General features: G+C 64.5%; 17 protein-coding genes. 8 read left to right on the top strand and 9 right to left on the bottom strand.

Going from position 1 to position 19,482, the window contains the following annotated elements:
- Positions 1-71: 71 nt before the first annotated feature.
- Positions 72-1,487, bottom strand: coding sequence for an FAD-binding oxidoreductase (locus tag NKI63_RS25915; protein WP_352752505.1), 1,416 nt, complete (start codon positions 1,485-1,487; stop codon positions 72-74).
- Between the two features lie 119 nt (positions 1,488-1,606).
- Between NKI63_RS25915 and NKI63_RS25920 the strand changes: the two genes are divergently transcribed.
- Together NKI63_RS25920 and NKI63_RS25925 are read left to right on the top strand one after the other, a co-directional pair.
- A complete protein-coding gene (locus NKI63_RS25920; RefSeq protein ID WP_352644658.1) occupies positions 1,607-2,092 on the top strand; it encodes a thioesterase family protein in 486 nt (161 codons plus the stop codon).
- Positions 2,093-2,256: 164 nt separating this feature from the next.
- Entirely contained in the window at positions 2,257-2,454 is a 198-nt protein-coding gene (locus NKI63_RS25925) for a hypothetical protein (protein ID WP_352466944.1), read from the top strand.
- Positions 2,455-2,714: 260 nt separating this feature from the next.
- Here the strand turns inward: NKI63_RS25925 and NKI63_RS25930 are convergent, their stop codons facing one another.
- Positions 2,715-3,194, bottom strand: coding sequence for an Lrp/AsnC family transcriptional regulator (locus tag NKI63_RS25930; protein ID WP_352752526.1), 480 nt, complete (start codon positions 3,192-3,194; stop codon positions 2,715-2,717).
- Positions 3,195-3,284: 90 nt separating this feature from the next.
- Between NKI63_RS25930 and NKI63_RS25935 the strand changes: the two genes are divergently transcribed.
- A complete protein-coding gene (locus NKI63_RS25935; RefSeq protein ID WP_352752503.1) occupies positions 3,285-4,193 on the top strand; it encodes an EamA family transporter in 909 nt (302 codons plus the stop codon).
- On the opposite strand, the gene NKI63_RS25940 is transcribed toward NKI63_RS25935, so the two are convergent.
- On the bottom strand, positions 4,194-5,093 hold the full coding sequence (locus NKI63_RS25940; protein WP_352752501.1) for a dienelactone hydrolase family protein: 900 nt from the start codon (positions 5,091-5,093) through the stop codon (positions 4,194-4,196).
- A 271-nt stretch (positions 5,094-5,364) separates the two neighbouring features.
- Between NKI63_RS25940 and NKI63_RS25945 the strand changes: the two genes are divergently transcribed.
- On the top strand, positions 5,365-5,514 hold the full coding sequence (locus NKI63_RS25945) for a hypothetical protein (protein WP_352687615.1): 150 nt from the start codon (positions 5,365-5,367) through the stop codon (positions 5,512-5,514).
- A 9-nt stretch (positions 5,515-5,523) separates the two neighbouring features.
- Entirely contained in the window at positions 5,524-5,955 is a 432-nt protein-coding gene (locus NKI63_RS25950; RefSeq protein WP_254818955.1) for a hypothetical protein, read from the top strand.
- A 10-nt stretch (positions 5,956-5,965) separates the two neighbouring features.
- Here NKI63_RS25950 and NKI63_RS25955 read toward each other — a convergent pair whose 3' ends face one another.
- Entirely contained in the window at positions 5,966-8,278 is a 2,313-nt protein-coding gene (locus NKI63_RS25955) for a glucose/quinate/shikimate family membrane-bound PQQ-dependent dehydrogenase (RefSeq protein ID WP_352752499.1), read from the bottom strand.
- A gap of 254 nt (positions 8,279-8,532) precedes the next feature.
- Between NKI63_RS25955 and NKI63_RS25960 the strand changes: the two genes are divergently transcribed.
- Positions 8,533-11,256, top strand: coding sequence for an ATP-dependent helicase (locus tag NKI63_RS25960; protein WP_352687609.1), 2,724 nt, complete (start codon positions 8,533-8,535; stop codon positions 11,254-11,256).
- A gap of 9 nt (positions 11,257-11,265) precedes the next feature.
- Here the strand turns inward: NKI63_RS25960 and NKI63_RS25965 are convergent, their stop codons facing one another.
- From NKI63_RS25965 to NKI63_RS25985, 5 genes are all read right to left on the bottom strand, one after another.
- On the bottom strand, positions 11,266-12,315 hold the full coding sequence (locus NKI63_RS25965) for an ABC transporter permease (protein ID WP_352687607.1): 1,050 nt from the start codon (positions 12,313-12,315) through the stop codon (positions 11,266-11,268).
- Complete coding sequence (locus NKI63_RS25970) at positions 12,312-13,109, bottom strand: ATP-binding cassette domain-containing protein (RefSeq protein ID WP_352687605.1); 798 nt, start codon at positions 13,107-13,109, stop codon at positions 12,312-12,314. The genes NKI63_RS25965 and NKI63_RS25970 overlap by 4 nt, the downstream gene beginning before the upstream one ends.
- 86 nt (positions 13,110-13,195) lie before the next feature.
- Positions 13,196-14,209: a substrate-binding domain-containing protein gene (locus NKI63_RS25975; protein ID WP_352687603.1), complete on the bottom strand. Its 1,014-nt coding sequence runs from the start codon at positions 14,207-14,209 to the stop codon at positions 13,196-13,198.
- Between the two features lie 165 nt (positions 14,210-14,374).
- On the bottom strand, positions 14,375-15,280 hold the full coding sequence (locus NKI63_RS25980) for a sugar phosphate isomerase/epimerase family protein (protein WP_502896055.1): 906 nt from the start codon (positions 15,278-15,280) through the stop codon (positions 14,375-14,377).
- Positions 15,280-16,314 carry a Gfo/Idh/MocA family protein gene (locus tag NKI63_RS25985; protein WP_352687600.1) on the bottom strand — a complete coding sequence of 345 codons (1,035 nt, stop codon included), beginning with the start codon at positions 16,312-16,314 and terminating at the stop codon, positions 15,280-15,282. The genes NKI63_RS25980 and NKI63_RS25985 overlap by 1 nt, the downstream gene beginning before the upstream one ends.
- Positions 16,315-16,510: 196 nt before the next feature.
- Here NKI63_RS25985 and NKI63_RS25990 point away from each other — a divergent pair, with 196 nt between their 5' ends.
- A complete protein-coding gene (locus NKI63_RS25990) occupies positions 16,511-17,536 on the top strand; it encodes a LacI family DNA-binding transcriptional regulator (RefSeq protein ID WP_352687598.1) in 1,026 nt (341 codons plus the stop codon).
- A 309-nt stretch (positions 17,537-17,845) separates the two neighbouring features.
- Positions 17,846-19,324, top strand: coding sequence for an esterase-like activity of phytase family protein (locus NKI63_RS25995; RefSeq protein ID WP_352505620.1), 1,479 nt, complete (start codon positions 17,846-17,848; stop codon positions 19,322-19,324).
- The last annotated feature ends 158 nt before the right edge of the window (positions 19,325-19,482 follow it).

Here is a 19,482-nt window from a genome sequence, read left to right on the forward strand (position 1 = left end):
AGTCAGTGGCACTCTACCCGCATCAGCGTGTCGATAAAGAGGCAAATGGGGGCACGGCAGCGGCCTGAGGATCAGTCCTTTCCAGGCAATATCTTGCCCGGGTTCATGATGTTCAGCGGGTCGAGCGCCTGCTTGATCGTGCGCATGATGTCGACGCCATGGCCGAGCTCGTGCCGCAGGAAGCCGATCTTGCCTTGCCCTATGCCATGCTCGCCGGTGCAGGTGCCGTCCATGGCGATGGCGCGCATGTTGAGCCGCGCCACGAATTTTTCCGCCAGCGCGATCTCCTTCGGATCGTCCACGTCCATCAGCACCAGCACATGGAAATTGCCGTCGCCGGCATGGCCGACGATCGGCGCGATCAGGCCCATCTCGGTGATATCCGCCTCGGTCTCGGTGACACATTCGGCAAAGCGTGAGATCGGCACGCAGACATCGGTCGAGAGGCCCTTGGCACCCGGCCGCAGCGTCAGCGACGACCAGTAGGCATCGTGCCTGGCCTTCCACAATTTCGTCCGCTCTTCGGCGACGCTGGTCCATAGGAACGGACCGCCGCCATTTTCCTCGGCGATCATGCCGAAGGTTTCGGCCTGCTCGGCGACGCCGGCATCGCTGCCGTGGAACTCGACGAACAGGCACGGGCTCTCGGGATAATCAAGCTTCGAATAGGTCTTCATCGCCCGCATCTGCAGCGCGTTGACCAATTCGATGCGCGCCACCGGAATGCCCATCTGGATGGTCGCGATCACCGCATTGCACGCCGCCTCGACACTGGGGAACGGGCAGACGCCGCCCGAAATCGCCTGCGGAATGCCCTGCAGCTTCAACGTCAGCTGGGTGATGATGCCGAGCGTGCCTTCCGAGCCGATCAGCAGCCGTGTCAGATCGTAGCCGGCCGAGCTTTTCTTGGCGCGCTTGCCGGTCGTCACTGCCTCACCGTCGGCCATCACCGCGGTCAGCGACAGCACGTTTTCGCGCATCGTGCCGTAGCGCACGGCGTTGGTGCCCGACGCCCGCGTCGCCGCCATGCCGCCGAGCGAAGCGTTGGCACCCGGGTCGATCGGAAAGAACAGGCCGGTGTCGCGCAGATGCCGATTGAGGTCCTCGCGCGTCACGCCGGGCTCGACGGTGCAATCGAGGTCCTGCGGATTGACTGCAATGATGCGGCTCATGCGTGACGTATCGAGCGAGATGCCGCCGCCCGGCGCGTTGGTGTGGCCTTCCAGCGAAGAGCCGATGCCGAAGGCGATCACCGGCACGCGATGTGCCGCACACGCGCGCACGATCTCCTGCACCTCCTGCGTGGTCTCGGCAAAGGCGACGCCGTCCGGCGCCTGCGTCGGAATATAGGTCGTGGTGTGCGCGTGCTGGGCGCGGATCGCCTGGCCGGTCTGGAATCGCTCGCCGAGCCGCTGCTTGAGGATGCCGAGCACGGCGGCGATGCCTTCTTCGTTGCGCTCGACCGGATTGAGGTCGCTTAGAGCCATCGATTCCTCCGCGAATGGACCAGCGTCCACCCTTGTTCTGCATCTAGGGATGCGTAGTCTCACCAACCACGCTCTGTCCAGTCCACGCTCATCCCGGCATGACGAGAAGGAAGTTTCCGATGCCCATCCCCGCCCCTTTCGTCTCTCGCGCCATGGACATCGAGGAGGCTTGGATCGACTACAACGGCCATCTCAACATGGCCTATTACAACGTGCTGTTCGACCGGTGCTCCGACGAAGCCTTCGAGATGATGGGGATGGGGCCGGACTATGTAAGGGAACGGCGGCTGACCATCTACACCGCGGAAGTCCATGTCTGCTACGTCCAGGAATTGCATCTCGACCACAAGGTCACAGTCTCGTTCCAGTTGCTGGACCATGACGAGAAGCGGCTGAGGGCCTACCAGGAAATCCGCCATCTCGACGGCTGGCTCGCCGCCACCTCCGAAACGCTGTCGCTGCATGTCGACATGGCTGGCCCGAGGGTCGCGCCCTTCCCCGCTGACGTCCTGGCCAGGGTGGAAGCGATGCGCGCCGCCCATGCCGCCCTGCCGATGCCGGAGCGCGCCGGCCGCTCGATCGGTATTCGTCGTAAGCCGGCTTGAACCAAGAGAGCGCTTGAACCACGGGCCAACCGCCGTTAACCTTACCGAGGTTTTAACGTGAACAAGCCGAATTGAGACGTTGAACGACTCAGCGCGGCGTTGGAAAACCATCCGCATCGAATTGCGATACGGGCGGCGGAGCAGCAGCGGTTCGGGGAACGTGCATGAAAACCGACATCAAGGTCGAGGCGGACAGGCTGGCGGCTGATCCACGCATCACCGACTATGATTTCTGGCGCTCGCTGAAGAACCTCAACAACGAGATCTTCCACATCGCCAACAACAACGAGCCGATTCCCTTCGCCATGATCCGCTGGCGCGCCATCCTGAAGCAGGCGCGGATCAAACGCGGCCACGCCTGAACGGTGCGGGAAGAAACAGACCGGCCGTCCGGTTTGCATTTCTGGAACGTTTGCGCTGCCCCTTATCCGGCTGCCGCCATCTTCTCCGCGTATAGTGACGGGGAGAAGGGGCTGGCCGCAGCCTCGGCGCTCTTTCAGCAAACGCTGGCAATTGACGAAACCATTGATGACAGCGTCCGCGAAGTGCCCGGCAGGGCGATGAAGGGGCGGCGCGACGTTTCGAGTTAAGCGGACGACGTGCTGACGAACGACCCCAAGCATCAAGGCTGGCGCTTCACCGCCCCCAGCGGCGAGCGCGGCACCACCGGCGACGACTGGATGATCGCCGTGTTGGTCATCGCATGGGGAATGATCCGGTCGATCACTCGCTCGAGCTCGGCCACCGAGGCGACATGCGCCAGCGCGATGAAGCAGTCCTCACCGGTGACCCGGTCGCATTGGGCGATTTCCGGCAGGTCGCGGATGATTTCGGCCACGACGGCGAGTTGCCCCGGCACCGGCCTGATGCGCAGCCATGCCGACAGGTTCATGCCGAGCGCGGCCGGATTGATACGCACCGTGTAGGCGTCGATCACACCGCTTTCCTGCAGCCGCTTGATACGCTCGGCCACGCTCGGCGCCGACAGGCCGACCGATCGCGCCAGTTCGGCGGTGCTGGTGCGCGCGTCCTTTTCCAGCAGGCGCAGGATTTTCAGATCCGCCGGGTCCAGATCGGTATTTTCATTTCGAAGGCGTTTCAGCGGACAACTCCTTGCTTTCGGAAAGCAAATAGCCGCAATGATCGGCCATCATCCATATCAATGGCAAAAATCGCCTGCGATACTGATCCCATGCAAGATCGGACGCAAGCCCCCGCAGCAAGTCCGGCACTCGCCGGCCTCGCCTTTACCTTGGCAAATGCGGTCCCGCCGCATCTCTGGTTCGGCGTCAGCGCCGTGTTCCACTATCTCGGACCGGCCTTCGCGGTGCTGCTGTTCCCGCATGTCGGCGTGCTCGGCATGGCTTGGCTGCGCATCGCCACCGCGGCACTCGTCTTTGCCCCGTTGACCCGGCCATGGGCGGTCTTCGCCCGCGCCGATCGCTCGACGCGGTTGTTGCTTGTGGCCTTCGGCCTCTGCCTTGGGGTGATGAATTGCTCGTTTTACCTGGCGCTCGACCGGCTGCCGATCTCGCTGGTGGCGGCGATCGAATTCGTCGGCACCATCGGCGTTGCGCTTGTTGGCCTCAGAAGCCCGCGCAATCTCGCCGCCCTCGCGATCGCTGTCGCCGGCACCCTGTTGCTGATAGACGTCAAATGGTCGAGCGATCCCGTCGGCCTGTTCTGGGCCTTCCTCAACGGCACGCTGTTCGTTGGCTACATCGTGCTCGGCCACCGCGTCGCGCGCGGCGGCGCCGGCGATGGCATCGCCGGGCTGGGTGCCGCCATGGCGGTCGCCCTTCTCGTCGTTCTGCCGATCGGTTTCGCCGATGCTCTGCCGGCTTTCTCGGCGCCGCCGCTGCTGCTTGCGGCGGTCGGCGTCGGCATCTGCTCGTCGGTCATCCCCTATATATGCGACCAGCTTGCCATGTCGCGGCTGCCGCGCTCCAGCTTCGCGCTGATGCTGTCTTTGCTGCCGGTCACCGCGACGTTGATCGGCGTCATTGTGCTGCGGCAGGTGCCGAGCCTCACCGACTGCATCGGCATCGCGCTGGTGGTGGCCGGCGTCGCCCTTCACAAACCGGCGCTGGCGCCCACCTGATCAGGCCAGCTTCTCCTTGAGGAAAGCGATCGTCCGGCCCCAGGCGAGGTCAGCCGCCTTCTTGTCGTAGCGGGCCGCCGACGTATCGTTGTTGAAGGCATGGTTGGCGCCTTCATAGACATAGACCGAGTATTCGACATGAGCCGCGTCGAGTGCCTTCTTGAAGGCATCGATGCCGGCATTGGTGCGGGTGTCGAGGCCGGCATAATGCAGCATGAGCGCGGCCTTGATCTTCGGCACGTCCTCGGCCTTTGGCTGCATGCCGTAATAGGCGACGGCGGCGGCGAGGTCCGGCGCGTTGACGGCCAGCATGTTCACCGTGCCGCCGCCCCAGCAGAAGCCGATGGCGCCGACCTTGCCGTTGCCGTCCTTGTAGCCTTTGAGGTAGGCGACCGTTGCCACGGCATTGGCGGCGACCTGTGCTGGATCGAGCTGGGAAAACAGGTCACGTGCCCTGTTTTCGTCGTCCGGCGTGCCGCCGAGCGGTGTCATGAAGTCCGGCGCAAGCGCCACGAACCCTTCTAGCGCAACGCGCCGCGCCACGTCGCGAATATGCGGGTTGAGACCCCTGTTCTCATGCACGACGATGACGGTACCAAGCTTGCCGGTCTGGTCCGCCGGCCTGACCAGATAGCCCTTCATCTCGCCGCCGCTGCCGGGATAGCTGATGTCCTCGCCTTTCACACGCGGATCGTCTTCCGCCACGATTGCCGCCTGGGCCGAGTTCGCCGCCAGCAGCGGCGCGATTGCGGCAGCTGCCGCACCCGATCCGGCAAGCCTGGTCAATTGCTCCATGAAGCGCCGCCGGTCGAGCGTCAGATGCGTATATTCGTCATAGGCATCGATCATCGCCTGGGTAATGACAGGCTTGGCGGCAGTGGGTCCGGCAGGTGTTGTCATGGCGCGCTCCTCGTGGGCCCCCGCGGCAACATAGAGCCGAAGCTTGCCTGGTCCAGTCACGGCTGAGTGAGGCTGCCAAAAGCCCTGCACGACGACCGTGATGCCCGGCGCCGCACTGTCGTTAAATTTTGGTCCTTTGTGGCAATGCTAAATGCATGCACCACGATGTAAAAAGAAGTTACCGGGCTATGCCTCATTCGGGCCATCTGGCGAACGAGAATGGCCATTTGGCGGGAAAAGAATGCGTGATTGACGACGAAGGAATACGCCCATGACCTTTCTCTCCCCGCTTCTGGCAAGTGGGTTCGCCCTCGCCGCCATGGCTTTGCTGGCGCTGCGGTTCACTGCCTTCCCCGCCTTCAAACGATCGTTGATCAAGATCCGCGTCAACCGGCACCCGCCCGCAAACACCAAGGCCTGAGGAAAGATCATGGACGTTCAGGACATCATCAACACCGTCTCCCAGAAATCCGGTCTCAACCAGGCTTTGACGGAAAAGATCGCCGGCACGATTTTCTCGGTGCTTGAACACGAGGCGGAGGGCACGACCCTGTCCAGCTTCTTTGCCAAAATCCCGGGAGCCGACGCCCTGGCCAAGCAATATGATGTCATGGCTCCCGGCGCGGCTTCCGGTGGTGGCCTCCTGTCCTCGCTGGAGGGCGCGCTCGGCGGCGCTCTCGGCGAAAAGACCGGCGCGCTGATCAACGGCGTCGCCATACTCAAGGCATCAGGCCTTACGCTCGCACAGATCAGCCAGGCCGGCACGATGCTGGTCCAGCAGGCCGAGGCAGCAGCCGGCCCGCAGCTGACCAATGAGGTCCTTGCATCGGTACCCGACCTGAAAGGGCATCTCGGGCTCTGAAGGAACTTCTCTATTTCGGCAGCGTATAGGCCATCACATAATCGCCCGGCTTGGTGCCGACCGAGCCGTGGCCGCCGGCAACGATGACGACGAACTGGCGTCCGTCGGCTACCGTGTAGGTCATGGGTGTCGACTGCCCGCCGGCAGGCAGCCGCGCCTGCCAGAGCTGTTTGCCGGTCGTCAGGTCATAGGCGCGCACATAGTCGTCGACCGCCGCACCAAGGAAGGCGACGCCGCCGGCAGTGATCATCGGCCCGCCAATGCCGGGCACGCCGACCTTGAACGGCAGCGGCAGCGGCGTCATGTCGTAGACGGTGCCGTTGCGATGCTTGTAGACGATCTTGCCGGTCCGAAGGTCGGCACCCGCCACATAGCCCCAGGGCGGCGCCTGGCAGGGAATGCCGAGCGGCGACAGGAACGGCTTCAATATCACTGCGTAAGGCGCACCCTCATTGCGGTTCAGGCCTTGTTCGCTGCCCTTGGTGTCACCGGGCGGCGGCACGTCGGCGCGCGGCACCAGTTTGGAGATGAACGCCAGGTATGTCGGCATGCCGAACATCACCTGCCGGACCGGATCGACTGCCACACCGCCCCAGTTGAAGGTGCCGAAATTTCCGGGGTAGATCAGCGAGCCCTGCAGCGATGGCGGGGTATAGCGGCCCTCATAGCGCAACTTGCGAAGCTCGATCCGGCAGGCCAGCTGGTCGAACATGGTAATGCCCCACATGTCGGCGCCGGTCAGCGGTTTCGGACTGAAGCTCAGGTCCGAGAACGGCTGCGTCGGCGAGGTATGGTCGCCCTCGATCGCGCCGCCGGGTGCTGGCACTTCCTTGACCGGAACGATCGGCTCGCCGCTGCGCCGGTCGAGCACATAGAGGTCGCCCTGCTTGGTCGGCCCGACCAGCGCCGGCACCACGCCATTTTCCGTGGTGATATCGACCAGCGTCGGCTGCGCCGGCACGTCCATGTCCCAGAGGTCGTGATGCACGGTCTGCCGTACCCAGCGCAACTGTCCGCTGTTGAGATCGAGCGCGGTGATCGACGAGGAGAATTTCTCGTCATTGGCGCTGCGCCCGGCGCCGAGCTGGTCCGGCGTCTTGTTGCCGAGCGGCACATAAAGCAGGCCGAGCTTTTCGTCGGCGCTTGCCGTCGACCACATGTTGGGCGAGTTGTTGGTGTAGGTCTGGCCCGGCGGCAGCGGCGTCGTCTGGTCCGGATTGCCGGAATCCCAGTTCCACAACAGCGCGCCTGTGTCGGCATCGTAGGCACGGATGACACCGGACGGCTCCTGCGTCGAATAATTGTCGTTGACCGCGCCACCGACGATGATCTTGTTGGCGACGATCAGCGGCGCCGAGGTCGAATAATAATAGCCCGGCTTCGGATATGGCATGTTGGCTAGCAGGTTCAGCGTGCCACCCTCGGCAAATGTGGGGCAGACCTGGCCATTCGCCGCATCGAGGGCGATCAGCCGAGCGTCGGACGTCGGCAGGTAGATGCGTGTGGCGCAGGGCTGGCCGGCGGCGATCTTGGCGTCGGCATAATAGGACACGCCGCGGCAGGTCTGGTGCTGGCGGTCCTTGTTGAGCTTGATCTGTGGATCGAAGCGCCATTTCTCCTTGCCGCTTGCGGCATCGATGGCGATGGCGAAATTATGCGGCGTGCAGATGTAGAGCGTGTCGGCAATCTTCAGCGGCGTCACCTGATAGGTCGTCTCGCCGATGTCGTCGGGCCCTTTCACGTCGCCGGTTTGATAGGTCCAGGCCGGCTGCAGATTGGCGACGTTTTCCGGGGTGATCTGGTCGAGCGGCGAATAGCGCTGGCCATAGGGCGTACGGCCGTAATAGTGCCATTCGCCGGGCGGCACATTGCCGCCGAGATCGGCCGTCGGCGTCACCTTGTCGGTGTTGAGTTGGCCGGCAATATCCTTCGGATCGGTCGTCATCGAATAGCCGGCGACGCCGAGCGATGCCAGCACGGCGAGGATAAGCGGCGCGCGTCCGTCGGGACCGGTAAGCCCGCGCCGCGCCCATGGCGTCAACAGCCATAGCGCGACAAGCACGATGATGCCGCCGCGCGGGCCGAGCTCCCACCAGTCGAAGCCGATCTCCCAGACCGCCCAGGCGAGCGTGCCGAGCACGATCGCCGCGTAGAGCCACAGCGCGGTGGATCTGCGCCTGTAGAGCAGCCAGGCCGCGACAAGGAAAGCTAGACCGGCGATGACGTAATACCAGCTGCCGCCCAGCGTCACGAGCCAGATACCGCCGCCGCCAAGCGCCAGGCCGATGAGGAAAAGGATCAGGGAGGTGATGACCACAGCCAAGACGGTGCTCCTTCGACTGGTGCGCTCCGCGACGCGTCCATGGGCAACCCGGCATTGCGCTCCTGCCCCGAGCACAACTTTCTCCGGCCCGCCTCCCCTGTCAAGCAAGCTCGGCGTTTTGCGGCGCCGGCCCATCGCATGCCCGGCGTTTTGGTTAGCAGACCCATTCAGATTTGTGAGTCTACCGACTGGACAGAGAACAAAACGGAGACGCTTCTGGCCTTTCGCTGCCGAATCACTACATTCGGGGAGAGATGTCCGGCTTTTCGGAAGACATGCCCTTTTTTGACGAACCGAACGCGCGGCCCGTGGCCCCGTCGGGCATTGCCGCGCGCGCCATGGCTGCCCGCAGCAACCAGAACAACGCGCCCGATTATCTCAACGGCCTCAACCCCGAGCAGCGGCTGGCGGTGGAAACCACCGAAGGCCCGGTGCTGGTGCTTGCCGGCGCGGGCACCGGCAAGACGCGGGTGCTCACCACCCGCATCGCCCACATCCTTGCCACCGGCAAAGCCTTCCCTTCGCAGATCCTCGCCGTCACCTTCACCAACAAGGCGGCGCGCGAGATGAAGCAGCGCATCGGCCTGTTGATCGGCGAAGGCAATGTCGAGGGCATGCCATGGCTCGGCACTTTCCACTCGATCGGAGTGAAGCTGCTGCGCCGACACGCCGAGCTGGCCGGGCTCAAATCCGACTTCACCATTCTCGACACCGACGACGTGGTGCGCCTGATCAAGCAGCTGATCCAGGCCGAAGGGCTGGACGACAAGCGCTGGCCGGCCAAGCAGTTCGCTCAGATGATCGACGGCTGGAAGAACAAGGGCCTCGGTCCCGCCGACATCCCCGAGGGCGATGCCCGTGCCTTCGCCAACGGCAAGGGCCGCGAGCTCTACAAAGCCTATCAGGAGCGGCTGCAAACGCTGAACGCTTGCGACTTCGGCGATCTATTGTGCCACCCGATCCGCATCTTCCGCGCCAATCCGGACGTGCTGAAGGAATACCACAAGCGCTTCCGCTACATCCTCGTTGACGAGTATCAGGACACCAACACCGCGCAATACATGTGGCTGCGGCTGCTGGCGCAGCGGCCGCAATCCTCCCCCCTTGAGGGGGAGGTGCCCGCGAAGCGGGCGGAGGGGGTTGCCGCAGAAGGCACCGCTAGGGCGTCGAGCACTGCCGCCGGTAGGTCGAGTACTGCCGCACGGACCCCACCCGACCGGGCTTCGCCCGGCCACCCTCCCCTCAAGGGGGAGGGAAGCCCGCGCCTGTCCACCGTAAATATCTGCTGCGTCGGCGACGACGACCAGTCGATCTATGGCTGGCGCGGCGCCGAGGTCGACAACATCCTGCGCTTCGACAAGGATTTTCCCGGCGCCACCATCATCAGGCTGGAGCGCAACTACCGCTCGACCGCGCACATCCTGGGCACCGCCTCCCACCTCATCGCCCACAATGAGGGCCGTTTCGGCAAGACGCTGTTCACCGAAAAGATCGCCGAGGACGACGAGAAGGTGCATGTCCACGCCGCGTGGGATTCCGAGGAGGAGGCCCGCGCCGTCGGCGAGACGATCGAGGCCTACCAGCGCCAGAAGCACAATTTGAACGATATGGCGATTCTCGTCCGCGCCTCCTTCCAGATGCGCGAATTCGAGGACCGCTTCGTCACGCTCGGCCTCAACTATCGCGTCATCGGCGGCCCGCGCTTTTATGAGCGGCTCGAGATCCGCGATGCGCTGGCCTTCTTCCGGGTCGTCGCGCAAGGCGCCGACGACCTCGCTTTCGAGCGCATCGTCAACGTGCCGAAGCGCGGCTTGGGCGAGGCCACCATCCGCCAGATCCATGATACCGCACGCGCGCTGCGCATCCCGATGCTGGAGGCGGCGGCAAAACTTGCCGAGAGCGACGAGCTGAAGCCGAAGCCGCGCGCGGCACTGCGCGAGGTGTCGGCCAATTTCGAGCGCTGGCAGAAGGCGCTGGAAACCACGCCGCACACCGAGCTCGCCGAGACCATACTGGAGGAGAGCGGCTACACCGACATGTGGAAGAACGACCGCTCGGTTGAAGCGCCCGGTCGGCTCGAGAACTTAAAAGAACTGATCCGCTCCATGGAGGAGTATGAATCGCTGCGCTCTTTCCTCGAACATGTCGCGCTGGTGATGGACGCCGAGCAGAACGCCGAGCTCGACGCCGTCAACATCATGACGCTGCATTCGGCCAAGGGCCTCGAATTCGAAACCGTCTTCCTGCCCGGCTGGGAAGAAGGCCTGTTCCCGCACCAACGTTCCCTCGACGAGGGCGGCCGCTCAGGGCTGGAGGAGGAACGCCGCCTCGCCTATGTCGGCCTGACCCGCGCCAAGAAGAACCTGCACATCTGGTTCGTCTCCAACCGCCGCATCCACGGCCTCTGGCAATCGACCATCCCGTCGCGCTTCCTTGACGAGCTGCCGGAAGCCCATGTCGAAGTTTCCGAGAGCGGCAACTCCTATGGCGGCTACGGCAATGCCTATGGTGGCGGCTCGTTCGCCTCCGGTCGTGGCGGCCAAGGTGCAGGCAGGCAGAACCCTTATGGGGCATCGCGCTTCGACAACATCGGCGGCAATAACGGCGCCGAAAAATCCGGCGCTTTCTCCAGCACCTATGCGACGCCGGGCTGGCAGCGCGCTCAAGCCAACCGCACCGAAGCCACCGACCGCAATTGGGGCACGCGCTCCGGCCATCAAGTCGAGCGCATCGGCTATGGCGAAACCGACTCCGGCTACGGCGCCGGCCGCACCTCGGTCAAGGGCCGCACCATCGACGGCGAGCTGGTCGCCAAATCCGTCGCCGACACGCCGTCCCCCTTCAGCGTCGGCGACCGCGTCTTCCACCAGAAATTCGGCAACGGCAACATCTCGGCCATCGAAGGCAACAAGCTGACCATCGACTTCGACAAAGCCGGCCAGAAACGCGTACTGGACGGATTTGTCACGGGAGTGTGAGGCCGCCGGTCACCGATACCGCGCCTGGTTCCACTTATGGCCGAGCAGCGACAGGATGATGATCAGCCCGTTGAAGAACTGGACGTAGAAGCCGCTCAGTCCAGCCGCGACGACGCCGGTCTGGATGAAAGAGACCGTGACCGCGCCGATCGCGCCGCCGACGACCGTGCCGATGCCACCCCAGGTCGGCGTGCCGCCGACGAACACCGATGCCAGCACCGGCAGCAGGTATCCGTCCCCCGCCGTCGGCCACCAGGTGAAGTTGATCATCACCGAAAACGTGCCGGCGATCGCAGCGCCGATGCCGACGAAGACGAACACTTTTACGCGCACGCGCTTGACGTCGATACCCATCTGCTGGGCGCTGTCTGGATTGTCGCCGACCACCTTGACCTGCGCGCCGAAGCGGTGGCGGTTGTAGAGCAGCGCCGACAGCACGACGAAGCCGACGGCCCAGAAGATCTGCACCGGAATGCCATAAAGCTGGCTGGAGAAGATCTTGTAGGCCCAGCTGTCGGCAAGGCCGGTCAGTGCCGTCGACCTGCCCTCGTTGATGATCTGGATCAGGCCGCGCAGCAGGAAATTCATGCCGAGCGTGGCGATCAGCGACGACAACCCGCCATAGACGACCAGGGAGCCGACCAGGAAGCCGAGCAGCATGCCGGTGACCATTGCGGCGGCGATGCCGAGGAACGGGTCGTAGCCGGCCTGCACGACCAGCGCAAACACCCAGGAGGCAAAGCCCATTGTCGCCGGAAACGACAGGTCGATCTCACCACAGGTGACGACGAAGACCAGCGGCACAACTACGAACAGCGCCACCGGCAGCGTGGTCAGCACGGAACTGTAGAGATACCAGGTGGTGAACACGATCGGGTTGGCGATCATGAACACCGCCATCATGACGATGAACACGGCAAGCGTGCCGAGCGAGGCGCGGTTGTCGAGGATGAACCCGCGCAGCCAGTTGTCGGACGGGTGTCTCCACTCTTTCCCGGCGGTTTCGCCATGCGTGCCGCCGAGGGGGCTCTGCAGATCGGGTTCCATGGTCTTGCTCATCGTGCCGCCCTCCCCGCATCGCCCGCGTCGTGCAACCCCGGCAATCCGCTGGGGTGGGCGACGTCTTCCATGAAATTGATCAGGTCGTCGGCCGATTTGACCTCGCTGCGGTCGGCGGTGAGCGCGACCTTGCCGCGATCCAGCACCACGAAGCGATCGGCGATATCGAAGACGTGGTGGATATTGTGGCCGATGAACAGGATCGAGCGCCCGCTCGCCCGCACCTGGCGCACGAAGTGGAAGACCTTGGCGGTCTCGGTCAGCGATAGCGCGGTCGTCGGTTCGTCGAGGACTATCAGCTCCGCCTTCTTATAGATGGCCCGCGCGATCGCCACGCCCTGGCGTTCGCCGCCCGAGAGCTGGCCGACGATCGACTGTGGCGTGAACACTTTCGAGGTGAAGCCGATCTCGCGCATCAGCCGGCTCGCCTCCGCGATCTCCTTGTTGACCTTCAGCCAGCCAAGCCAGCCGGTGAGTTCGCGGCCCATGAAGATGTTGCGCACGATTGTCTGCTGCACGGCGAGCGCCCGGTCCTGGAACACCGTCTCGATGCCGGCGTCGCGCGAGCGCGCAGGGCTCCATCCGGTCACCGGTTTGCCGCGGACGAGAATCTCGCCGCTGGTCGGTTTGACCACGCCGGACAGGATCTTGATCAGCGTCGACTTGCCGGCGCCGTTGTCGCCGATCAGGCCGACCACCTCGCCGCGATCGACGCTGAGATTGACCCCGCCCAGCGCATAGACCTGGCCGTAGGACTTGCTGATGTCGCGCAGTTCGATGATGCGTTCGGCCATGGCGATCCTCGCTTGATTGTCGCGTGCCGGCCTTTTCGCCGGCGGGCCCGCCGGCCGGGCTTGATCCCGGCCGGCGGCTTGGGAGGTCAGCGCAGCGCCTGCTTGGCGAGCTCGGCGACGATCTCGTAATTCTGCGGCGTGACGAAGCCGGCGCCGGTGTCGACATTCATCGGTGCGAGACCCAGCACAACCTGCTGGCAGAGGCTGAGGATCGGCAGATAGCCTTGCAGGAACGGCTGCTGGTCGGCCGTCAGCTGCACCCAGCCGCCCTTGAAGCCCTCGACGATCTGCGGGCTGGTGTCGAAGCCGAAGTTGAAGATATCGCTCGGCTTCCTGCCCGCCGCCTGCATGTAAGTCGGGACGTTGCCCAGCATCTGTCCGCCGGGATAGCCAACCGCCTTGACGTCGGGATTGTTGAGCAGTGCCGCGGTGATCACCGGAAGGGCCAGATTTGGGTCGGAAGCCCATTCGCCGCTCGGTGGCGAGGAGAGCTGTATGACCTCGACGCCCGCTTCCTTGAGGGCAGCGACAGTGCCGCGTTCTCGCGCGCCGCGGCTCTCGTTCTCGAACGGGCCGATCATGATTGCCTTGTCGCCGGCCTTGAGCCCGGCCAGCTTGACCGCCTCGGCGCCAAGCGCGCGGCCCTGCTGCTCCTGCTGGGCACCGACATAGCCGCCGCCGAACGCCGCCGTGACCGTCGGCACCGGCACGTTCTGGTACATCATCTTGATGCCGTCCTTGTGCGCCTGTTCGGCCAGCGGCATGATCGCGGCGTCGCCGGGGTGGCCCATCATGGCGATGCCTTGGGGCTTGACCGCGACAGCCTCGCGCAATTGCTGCACCATCTTCTCGACATCCCACTGGGAAAAGATGTAGTCGACCTTCGGCCCGAGATCGGCCGCCGCCTGCTTGGCGCCATTATAGACGATGGTGCCGAAGGCATCGCCCTCGGCGCCGCCGACGAAGAAACGGATATGGACATCCTTACACCACTGGGCATCGAGCGCCTGCGCCGGCAGGGTCGAGAGCGCGGCGGCGAGCGCCATCGCGGCCGCCGCGACGGTCGAGCGCAGAACTGTCCTTCTCATCGTAATGCTCATGCACTTATCCTCCCTTTGTTCCCTCGCTAGCCGAGGGGTTTTGACGATCGCTTCGGCATTGCGCCGCAATCTTTCGCTGGCCGGCACCTCCCGCCGGCTTGTCCTGTTTTTATGCATGTCGTTATCGCAAAACCGCTGGGCACTTTTGCGCGACATGCATTAGCCTCACACCGGGTTCGGCAGGTAGCTCGCGCCTCCCCGGCATTGTTGGAGATAATCCAGTGCCTGCGCCTGGCCGGTGATCTCGAGATCGCCGCGGTAGACCGGGTCGTGCCAGCCCTCGATGTCGATGGCGCCCTTGTAGCCGGCCAGCCGCAGCTCGCTGATCACCCGCGTCCAGTCGCTATCGCCGAAGCCAGGGGTGCGCATCTGCACGAACGGCAGGCGACCGAACACGCCATGTTCGCGGATCACGTCCCAGCGCACCGTCGCGTCCTTGCCGTGGACGTGGAAGATACGCGGCGCCCATTTGCGGATCTGCGGGATCGGGTCGATCAGATAGACCAGTTGGTGGCAGGGCTCCCACTCCAGGCCGAGATTGTCGTCCGGCAATTCGTTGAACATCAGCTCCCAGGCGTCCGGATTGTGGGCGATGTTCCAGTCGCCGCTGGCCCAGTTGCCGTCCATGGCGCAGTTCTCGAAGGCGATGCGCACGCCCTTGTCGGCGGCCCGCTTTGCCAGCTTCCCCCAGACCTCGCGGAAACGCGGCAGGCTGTCGGGCAGCGGCTTGCCGCGGATGCGGCCGGTGAAGCCGCTGACCAAGTTGGTGCCGAACAGATGCGCGTTGTCGATGATCGTTTCCCAGGCCTGGAGGACGCCGCGATCGACTTCGCCGCTCTCCAGCGGATTGCCGAACACGCCGATCGACGAGACGACGACATCGGCATCGCCGATCGCCTCGCGGATCTCGCCTGACAGCCGCGGAATGTCCTTGCCGCCCAGCGTCTGCCAGAAAAACGGCTGGATGCTCTCGAAGCCGAGCGGCAGAATCTGCCTGACATAGGCGGCCAGGTCGTCCAGATTGGCCCGCACCATTGTGCCGATCCTGATGTCGAGCAGCGGGTTTGGCATCATGATCCTTCCTGTGCAGCGATGGCGACCCGGCGCCCGGTTTCGGCGCTCTCGATCGCAGCGAAAACCATGGCCAGGCTCTTGATGTTGTCGGCGCCGCGCGTCTCCGGCTCGGTGCCGGTCTCGACGGCGCGGACGAAATCCTGGATGATGCCGAGATGGCCGCCGACGCGATCTGCCGGGTCGAGCGGCGGCACGGCTATCGGTTCGGTGCGGTCGAACAGGCCTTCACGGACCGGCCGCACGACTTCCGCCTTCAGTCCGTCCGCGCCGTCCCAGACAATGCTGCCGCGCTCGGCGACGATCCGCCATGTGCTGTCCCAGCTGGTACGGAAGCCGGCCGCGCACCAGCTGCCGGCATAGGTGAACAGCTTGCCGCTGCCGAGGTCGAAGCTTGCGGTTGCCGACGACCCTTGCCGATACCAGGAGTTGGCCGGCTCCCACTCGTGGCAATAGACGCCGGCCGGTTCGCCGGCCACCATGTAGCGGGCCGCATCGAATGTGTGGATCGCCATATCGAGCAGCAGCACATGGCGCATCTCTTCGCGAAAACCGCCGAAATGCGGCGCAACGAAGAAATCGGCGTGGATGCTGGTTGGCGCACCAATGGCGCCGGAATCGAGAAAGCGCCGGATGCGCCTGACATTGGCGACATAGCGGCGGTTCTGCACGACGGCATGGATGCGGCCGGCGCTGCGGGCCGCCTCGACAATGGCACGCGCATTGTCCGGGCTGTCGGCCAGCGGCTTTTCGGTCAAGAGATGGCAATGGTGGGCAAAGGCGGAAAGCGCGACCTCGCGGCGGGCGGCGGGAACCACGACGTCGAATACCGCGTCGGGCCTGGTCTGGTCGAGCACGGCGTCGAGCTCGGTTCCGATGACGGCGCCGGAAAGCTCGTATTCGCGCGCCCTTGCCCGCGCCCTTTCGGCGTCGATATCGACCAGGCCGACAATGGCGAGCCCGTCGATCTGCTTGGCCGCATCGAGCCAGGCTTTGCTCATCGCGCCGCAGCCGACCAGGACGACATTGATCATCCAGCACTCCTCCCTCTCGGCCCCTCCAGACCGATCGTCACGGCGTTCACGGCAGGGCCGCAAACGTTCTTCCGTAAACGTTTACGAGAACACACCCGATGGCGTAGAATGTCAATTGGCCGATAGCGAAAAACGTGATGCCGGCTTGGCCTGAAGAGCGGCCGGTGCTAGCCAAGCAAGGGGGGAGAACTGTCCTTTGGCGTCCAGTATTCACGACCTTGCACGTCACCTGAATATTTCCATCGGCACGGTGTCGCGCGCGCTCAACGGCCGCGCCGACGTCAATGCCGACACGCGTCAGCGCGTGCTCGATGCGGCCAAGAAGCTGAACTATTCACCGAACCAGTCCGGCCGCAGCCTGCGGCGCGGCGCTACCCATTCGATCGCCTTCATGCTGCAGCCGCATCCGGGCGACCAGGAATATGGCGAGCCGTTCTTCATTCCGTTCCTGACCGGGTTGCAGGCCAAGCTCGCCGAAAGCGGCCTCGACCTGATCGTAGTGATGGGCGCGCCGGGCGACTATCAGCAGGAGCGCCTGCGCCGTGTCGTCGAGACGCGGCGGGCCGATGCGGTGGTGCTGGCCTGGACGCGGCGCGAGGACGAGCGCATCGACTATCTGACCCAGGCCGGTTTCCCGTTCGCAACGCTCGGCCGCAGCCGCACCGGCGGCGATTCCTATCCCTCGCTCGACCTCGATTTCGAAAAAGCCGGGGCTGACGCGGTCGATCGTCTCGTCGCGCGCGGTCACCGCCGCATCGCCGCCATCCGCCCGTCGCTCGACCTCAATTTCGGCTATCTGTTCCTCGCCGGCTATCGCAAGGCGTTGCGGCGGCACGGCATCGAGTTCGACCCCGAACTGATCGCCGACGGCTTCATCAACGAGGCCGGCGGCTACGCCGTGACGCCGAAGGTCATGCGCTCCAAGGACCCGCCGACGGCCATCATCTTCAACAACGACGCGATGGCGCTTGGCGGCTGCAAGGCTTTGGCCGAGGCGGGCATCAGGCCCGGCCACGACGTCGCGGTGATCGTCATCGTCGACACGCCGCTTTGCCGCTATTTTTCGCCGGCGCTGACCGGCTTCCGACCGGCGCTGGAGCCGATGGGCGAGCGGTTGGCCGAAATGCTGCTGGCATCGATTCCGGCTTACGCCGGCGCCGAAGGCGCACGCATCATCCGTGAAGTCTGGCCGCTGGAACTGATCGCGCGCGACAGCGATTGAATCGCGGCACTTCCCTTCTCCCCTTGGGGAGAAGGTGGCCGAGCCCACGGGTCTTGCCTTCGGCAAGCCAGAGGACAGGCTCAGCTCGGTCGGATGAGGGTGCTCCAGCTCGGCACCGAGGCACTCCGTCCAGCACCCCTCTTCCGTCTCGGCGCTGCGCGCCGATCCACCTGCTCCCACAAGGGACGAAGGAACAAGCGCCCTCTGTCACGCAAGTATCATGTTCGCGTCCTAGACCTTTTTCGGAAAGCGCTGGCGGCATGTCGATGCGACGCCCGCTTCGGCTGTTTTGTCACAAAGAGGATTTCCATGAAAAACCTGCACCGAAACGCGTCCCTCGCGGTCGCGCTGGCGATGTTCACCGCCTTGACTCCGGCCTTGGCTGAAAACGCAGCGACCGTCGGCGGCGTCAGCTTCGTCAACAAGGGCCTGGTCGGTGTCGGTCGCATCCCGGCCAGCCAAAGGGACAAGTTCGGCGAGACGTTTGGCTCCGGCTCGGGCATGGCGATCGACGCTGCCGGCTGGACGCATGGCGCCGATGGCTATAAGGGCTCGCTGTGGCTGCTGCCGGATCGTGGCTACAATGTCGTCGGCACCACCGATTACCGTCCGCGCATCAACACGATTGCCATCGAATTCGCCCAGATCGCACCGGGTGCGGCACCAGCCGCCGGCCAGGAACAGTCGGGCCTCAAGGCAACCCTTGCCGACACCATGCTTTTGACCGACGACAAGGGCGCCGACGCAACCGGCCTCGATCCGCTCAACGGCGTGCGCGCCGCGACCGACGACATGCCGATCCTGCCCGAAGCCAACGGCAAGCTCGCGCTCGATAACGAGGCGATCGTGCGGCTGCCCGACGGCACCATGTTCATCTCGGACGAATATGGTCCGAACATCTACCACTTCTCCGCCGATGGGCGTCTGATGTCGGCAACGCAGTCGCCGGCGGCGCTTGTCCCGATGCGTCATGGAACGCCGAACTTCGCGTCCAACAATCCGGGACCGGGCGCGGCAGACCCAGATCCGACGGATCCCGAAACCGGCCGTCAGAACAACCAGGGCCTCGAAGGCATGGCACTGACGCCGGACGGGAAGTTCCTGATCGCTGTGCTGCAATCGGCCCCCAGACAGGATGGCGGCGATTCCGCTTCGACGCGCCAGAACACGCGCGCGCTGGTCTACGATGCCTCGGATCCGGCCCAACTCAAGCTTGCGCATGAATATGTTGTGCCGCTGCCGGTGTTCACCGATGCCAAGGGCAAGACCAAGATTGCCGCGCAGAGCGAAATCGTGGCTCTGTCGGACAAGACCTTCCTGATGCTGGCGCGCGACAGCGGCAACGGCCAGGGGGTGAAGGGCGACACCTCGCTCTATCGCGAGATCAGCGTCGTCGATGTGTCGGCGGCAACCGACATCGCCGGCACCGAGTTCGACAAGGACAAGCCGGTTGCGCCCAAAGGTGAGCTCGATCCCTCGGTGACGCCGGCCAAGCTGACGCCGTTCATCGACATCAACGACAAGACCGAGCTCGGCCACTTCGGGCTGCACAATGGCGCGCCCAATGACCGCAACAACCTTTCGGAGAAGTGGGAGGCGATGTCGGTGGTGAGCGTCCTCGATCCAACACGGCCCGACGACTATTTCCTGTTCGTCGCCAACGACAATGACTTTCTCACCCAGGACGGCTTCCAGGTCGGCGCGGCCTACAAGGCCGAAGATGGCGCCGATGTCGACACGATGTTCCTGGTCTATCAGGTCACGCTTCCAGGCCTCGCCGGGAAGTAGCGACACCCCCAGGCCCGGGGGGGGGGGGGCGCCCCGCGCCCGCGCGGCGGCGGCGCGCCCCGGGGGGGGGGCCGCGGGGGGGGGGGGGGCGCAAACACTTGTTATTATAACGGGCAATGCGGCCCAGTGTGGAGGGTGGGCACAAAAAATAAAAAGGC

This window comes from Mesorhizobium sp. M0410 (assembly GCF_040321435.1).
Taxonomy (GTDB): Bacteria; Pseudomonadota; Alphaproteobacteria; order Rhizobiales; family Rhizobiaceae; genus Mesorhizobium.

What these genes read in the sequence shown, in the direction of transcription:
- NKI63_RS25915 (WP_352752505.1), bottom strand. Translation starts at nt 1,487, where the DNA reads ATGGCTCTAAGCGACCTCAATCCGGTCGAGCGCAACGAAGAAGGCATC.
- NKI63_RS25920 (WP_352644658.1), top strand. Translation starts at nt 1,607, where the DNA reads ATGCCCATCCCCGCCCCTTTCGTCTCTCGCGCCATGGACATCGAGGAG.
- NKI63_RS25925 (WP_352466944.1), top strand. Translation starts at nt 2,257, where the DNA reads ATGAAAACCGACATCAAGGTCGAGGCGGACAGGCTGGCGGCTGATCCA.
- NKI63_RS25935 (WP_352752503.1), top strand. Translation starts at nt 3,285, where the DNA reads ATGCAAGATCGGACGCAAGCCCCCGCAGCAAGTCCGGCACTCGCCGGC.
- NKI63_RS25940 (WP_352752501.1), bottom strand. Translation starts at nt 5,093, where the DNA reads ATGACAACACCTGCCGGACCCACTGCCGCCAAGCCTGTCATTACCCAG.
- NKI63_RS25945 (WP_352687615.1), top strand. Translation starts at nt 5,365, where the DNA reads ATGACCTTTCTCTCCCCGCTTCTGGCAAGTGGGTTCGCCCTCGCCGCC.
- NKI63_RS25950 (WP_254818955.1), top strand. Translation starts at nt 5,524, where the DNA reads ATGGACGTTCAGGACATCATCAACACCGTCTCCCAGAAATCCGGTCTC.
- NKI63_RS25960 (WP_352687609.1), top strand. Translation starts at nt 8,533, where the DNA reads ATGTCCGGCTTTTCGGAAGACATGCCCTTTTTTGACGAACCGAACGCG.
- NKI63_RS25965 (WP_352687607.1), bottom strand. Translation starts at nt 12,315, where the DNA reads ATGAGCAAGACCATGGAACCCGATCTGCAGAGCCCCCTCGGCGGCACG.
- NKI63_RS25970 (WP_352687605.1), bottom strand. Translation starts at nt 13,109, where the DNA reads ATGGCCGAACGCATCATCGAACTGCGCGACATCAGCAAGTCCTACGGC.
- NKI63_RS25975 (WP_352687603.1), bottom strand. Translation starts at nt 14,209, where the DNA reads ATGAGCATTACGATGAGAAGGACAGTTCTGCGCTCGACCGTCGCGGCG.
- NKI63_RS25980 (WP_502896055.1), bottom strand. Translation starts at nt 15,280, where the DNA reads ATGCCAAACCCGCTGCTCGACATCAGGATCGGCACAATGGTGCGGGCC.
- NKI63_RS25985 (WP_352687600.1), bottom strand. Translation starts at nt 16,314, where the DNA reads ATGATCAATGTCGTCCTGGTCGGCTGCGGCGCGATGAGCAAAGCCTGG.
- NKI63_RS25995 (WP_352505620.1), top strand. Translation starts at nt 17,846, where the DNA reads ATGAAAAACCTGCACCGAAACGCGTCCCTCGCGGTCGCGCTGGCGATG.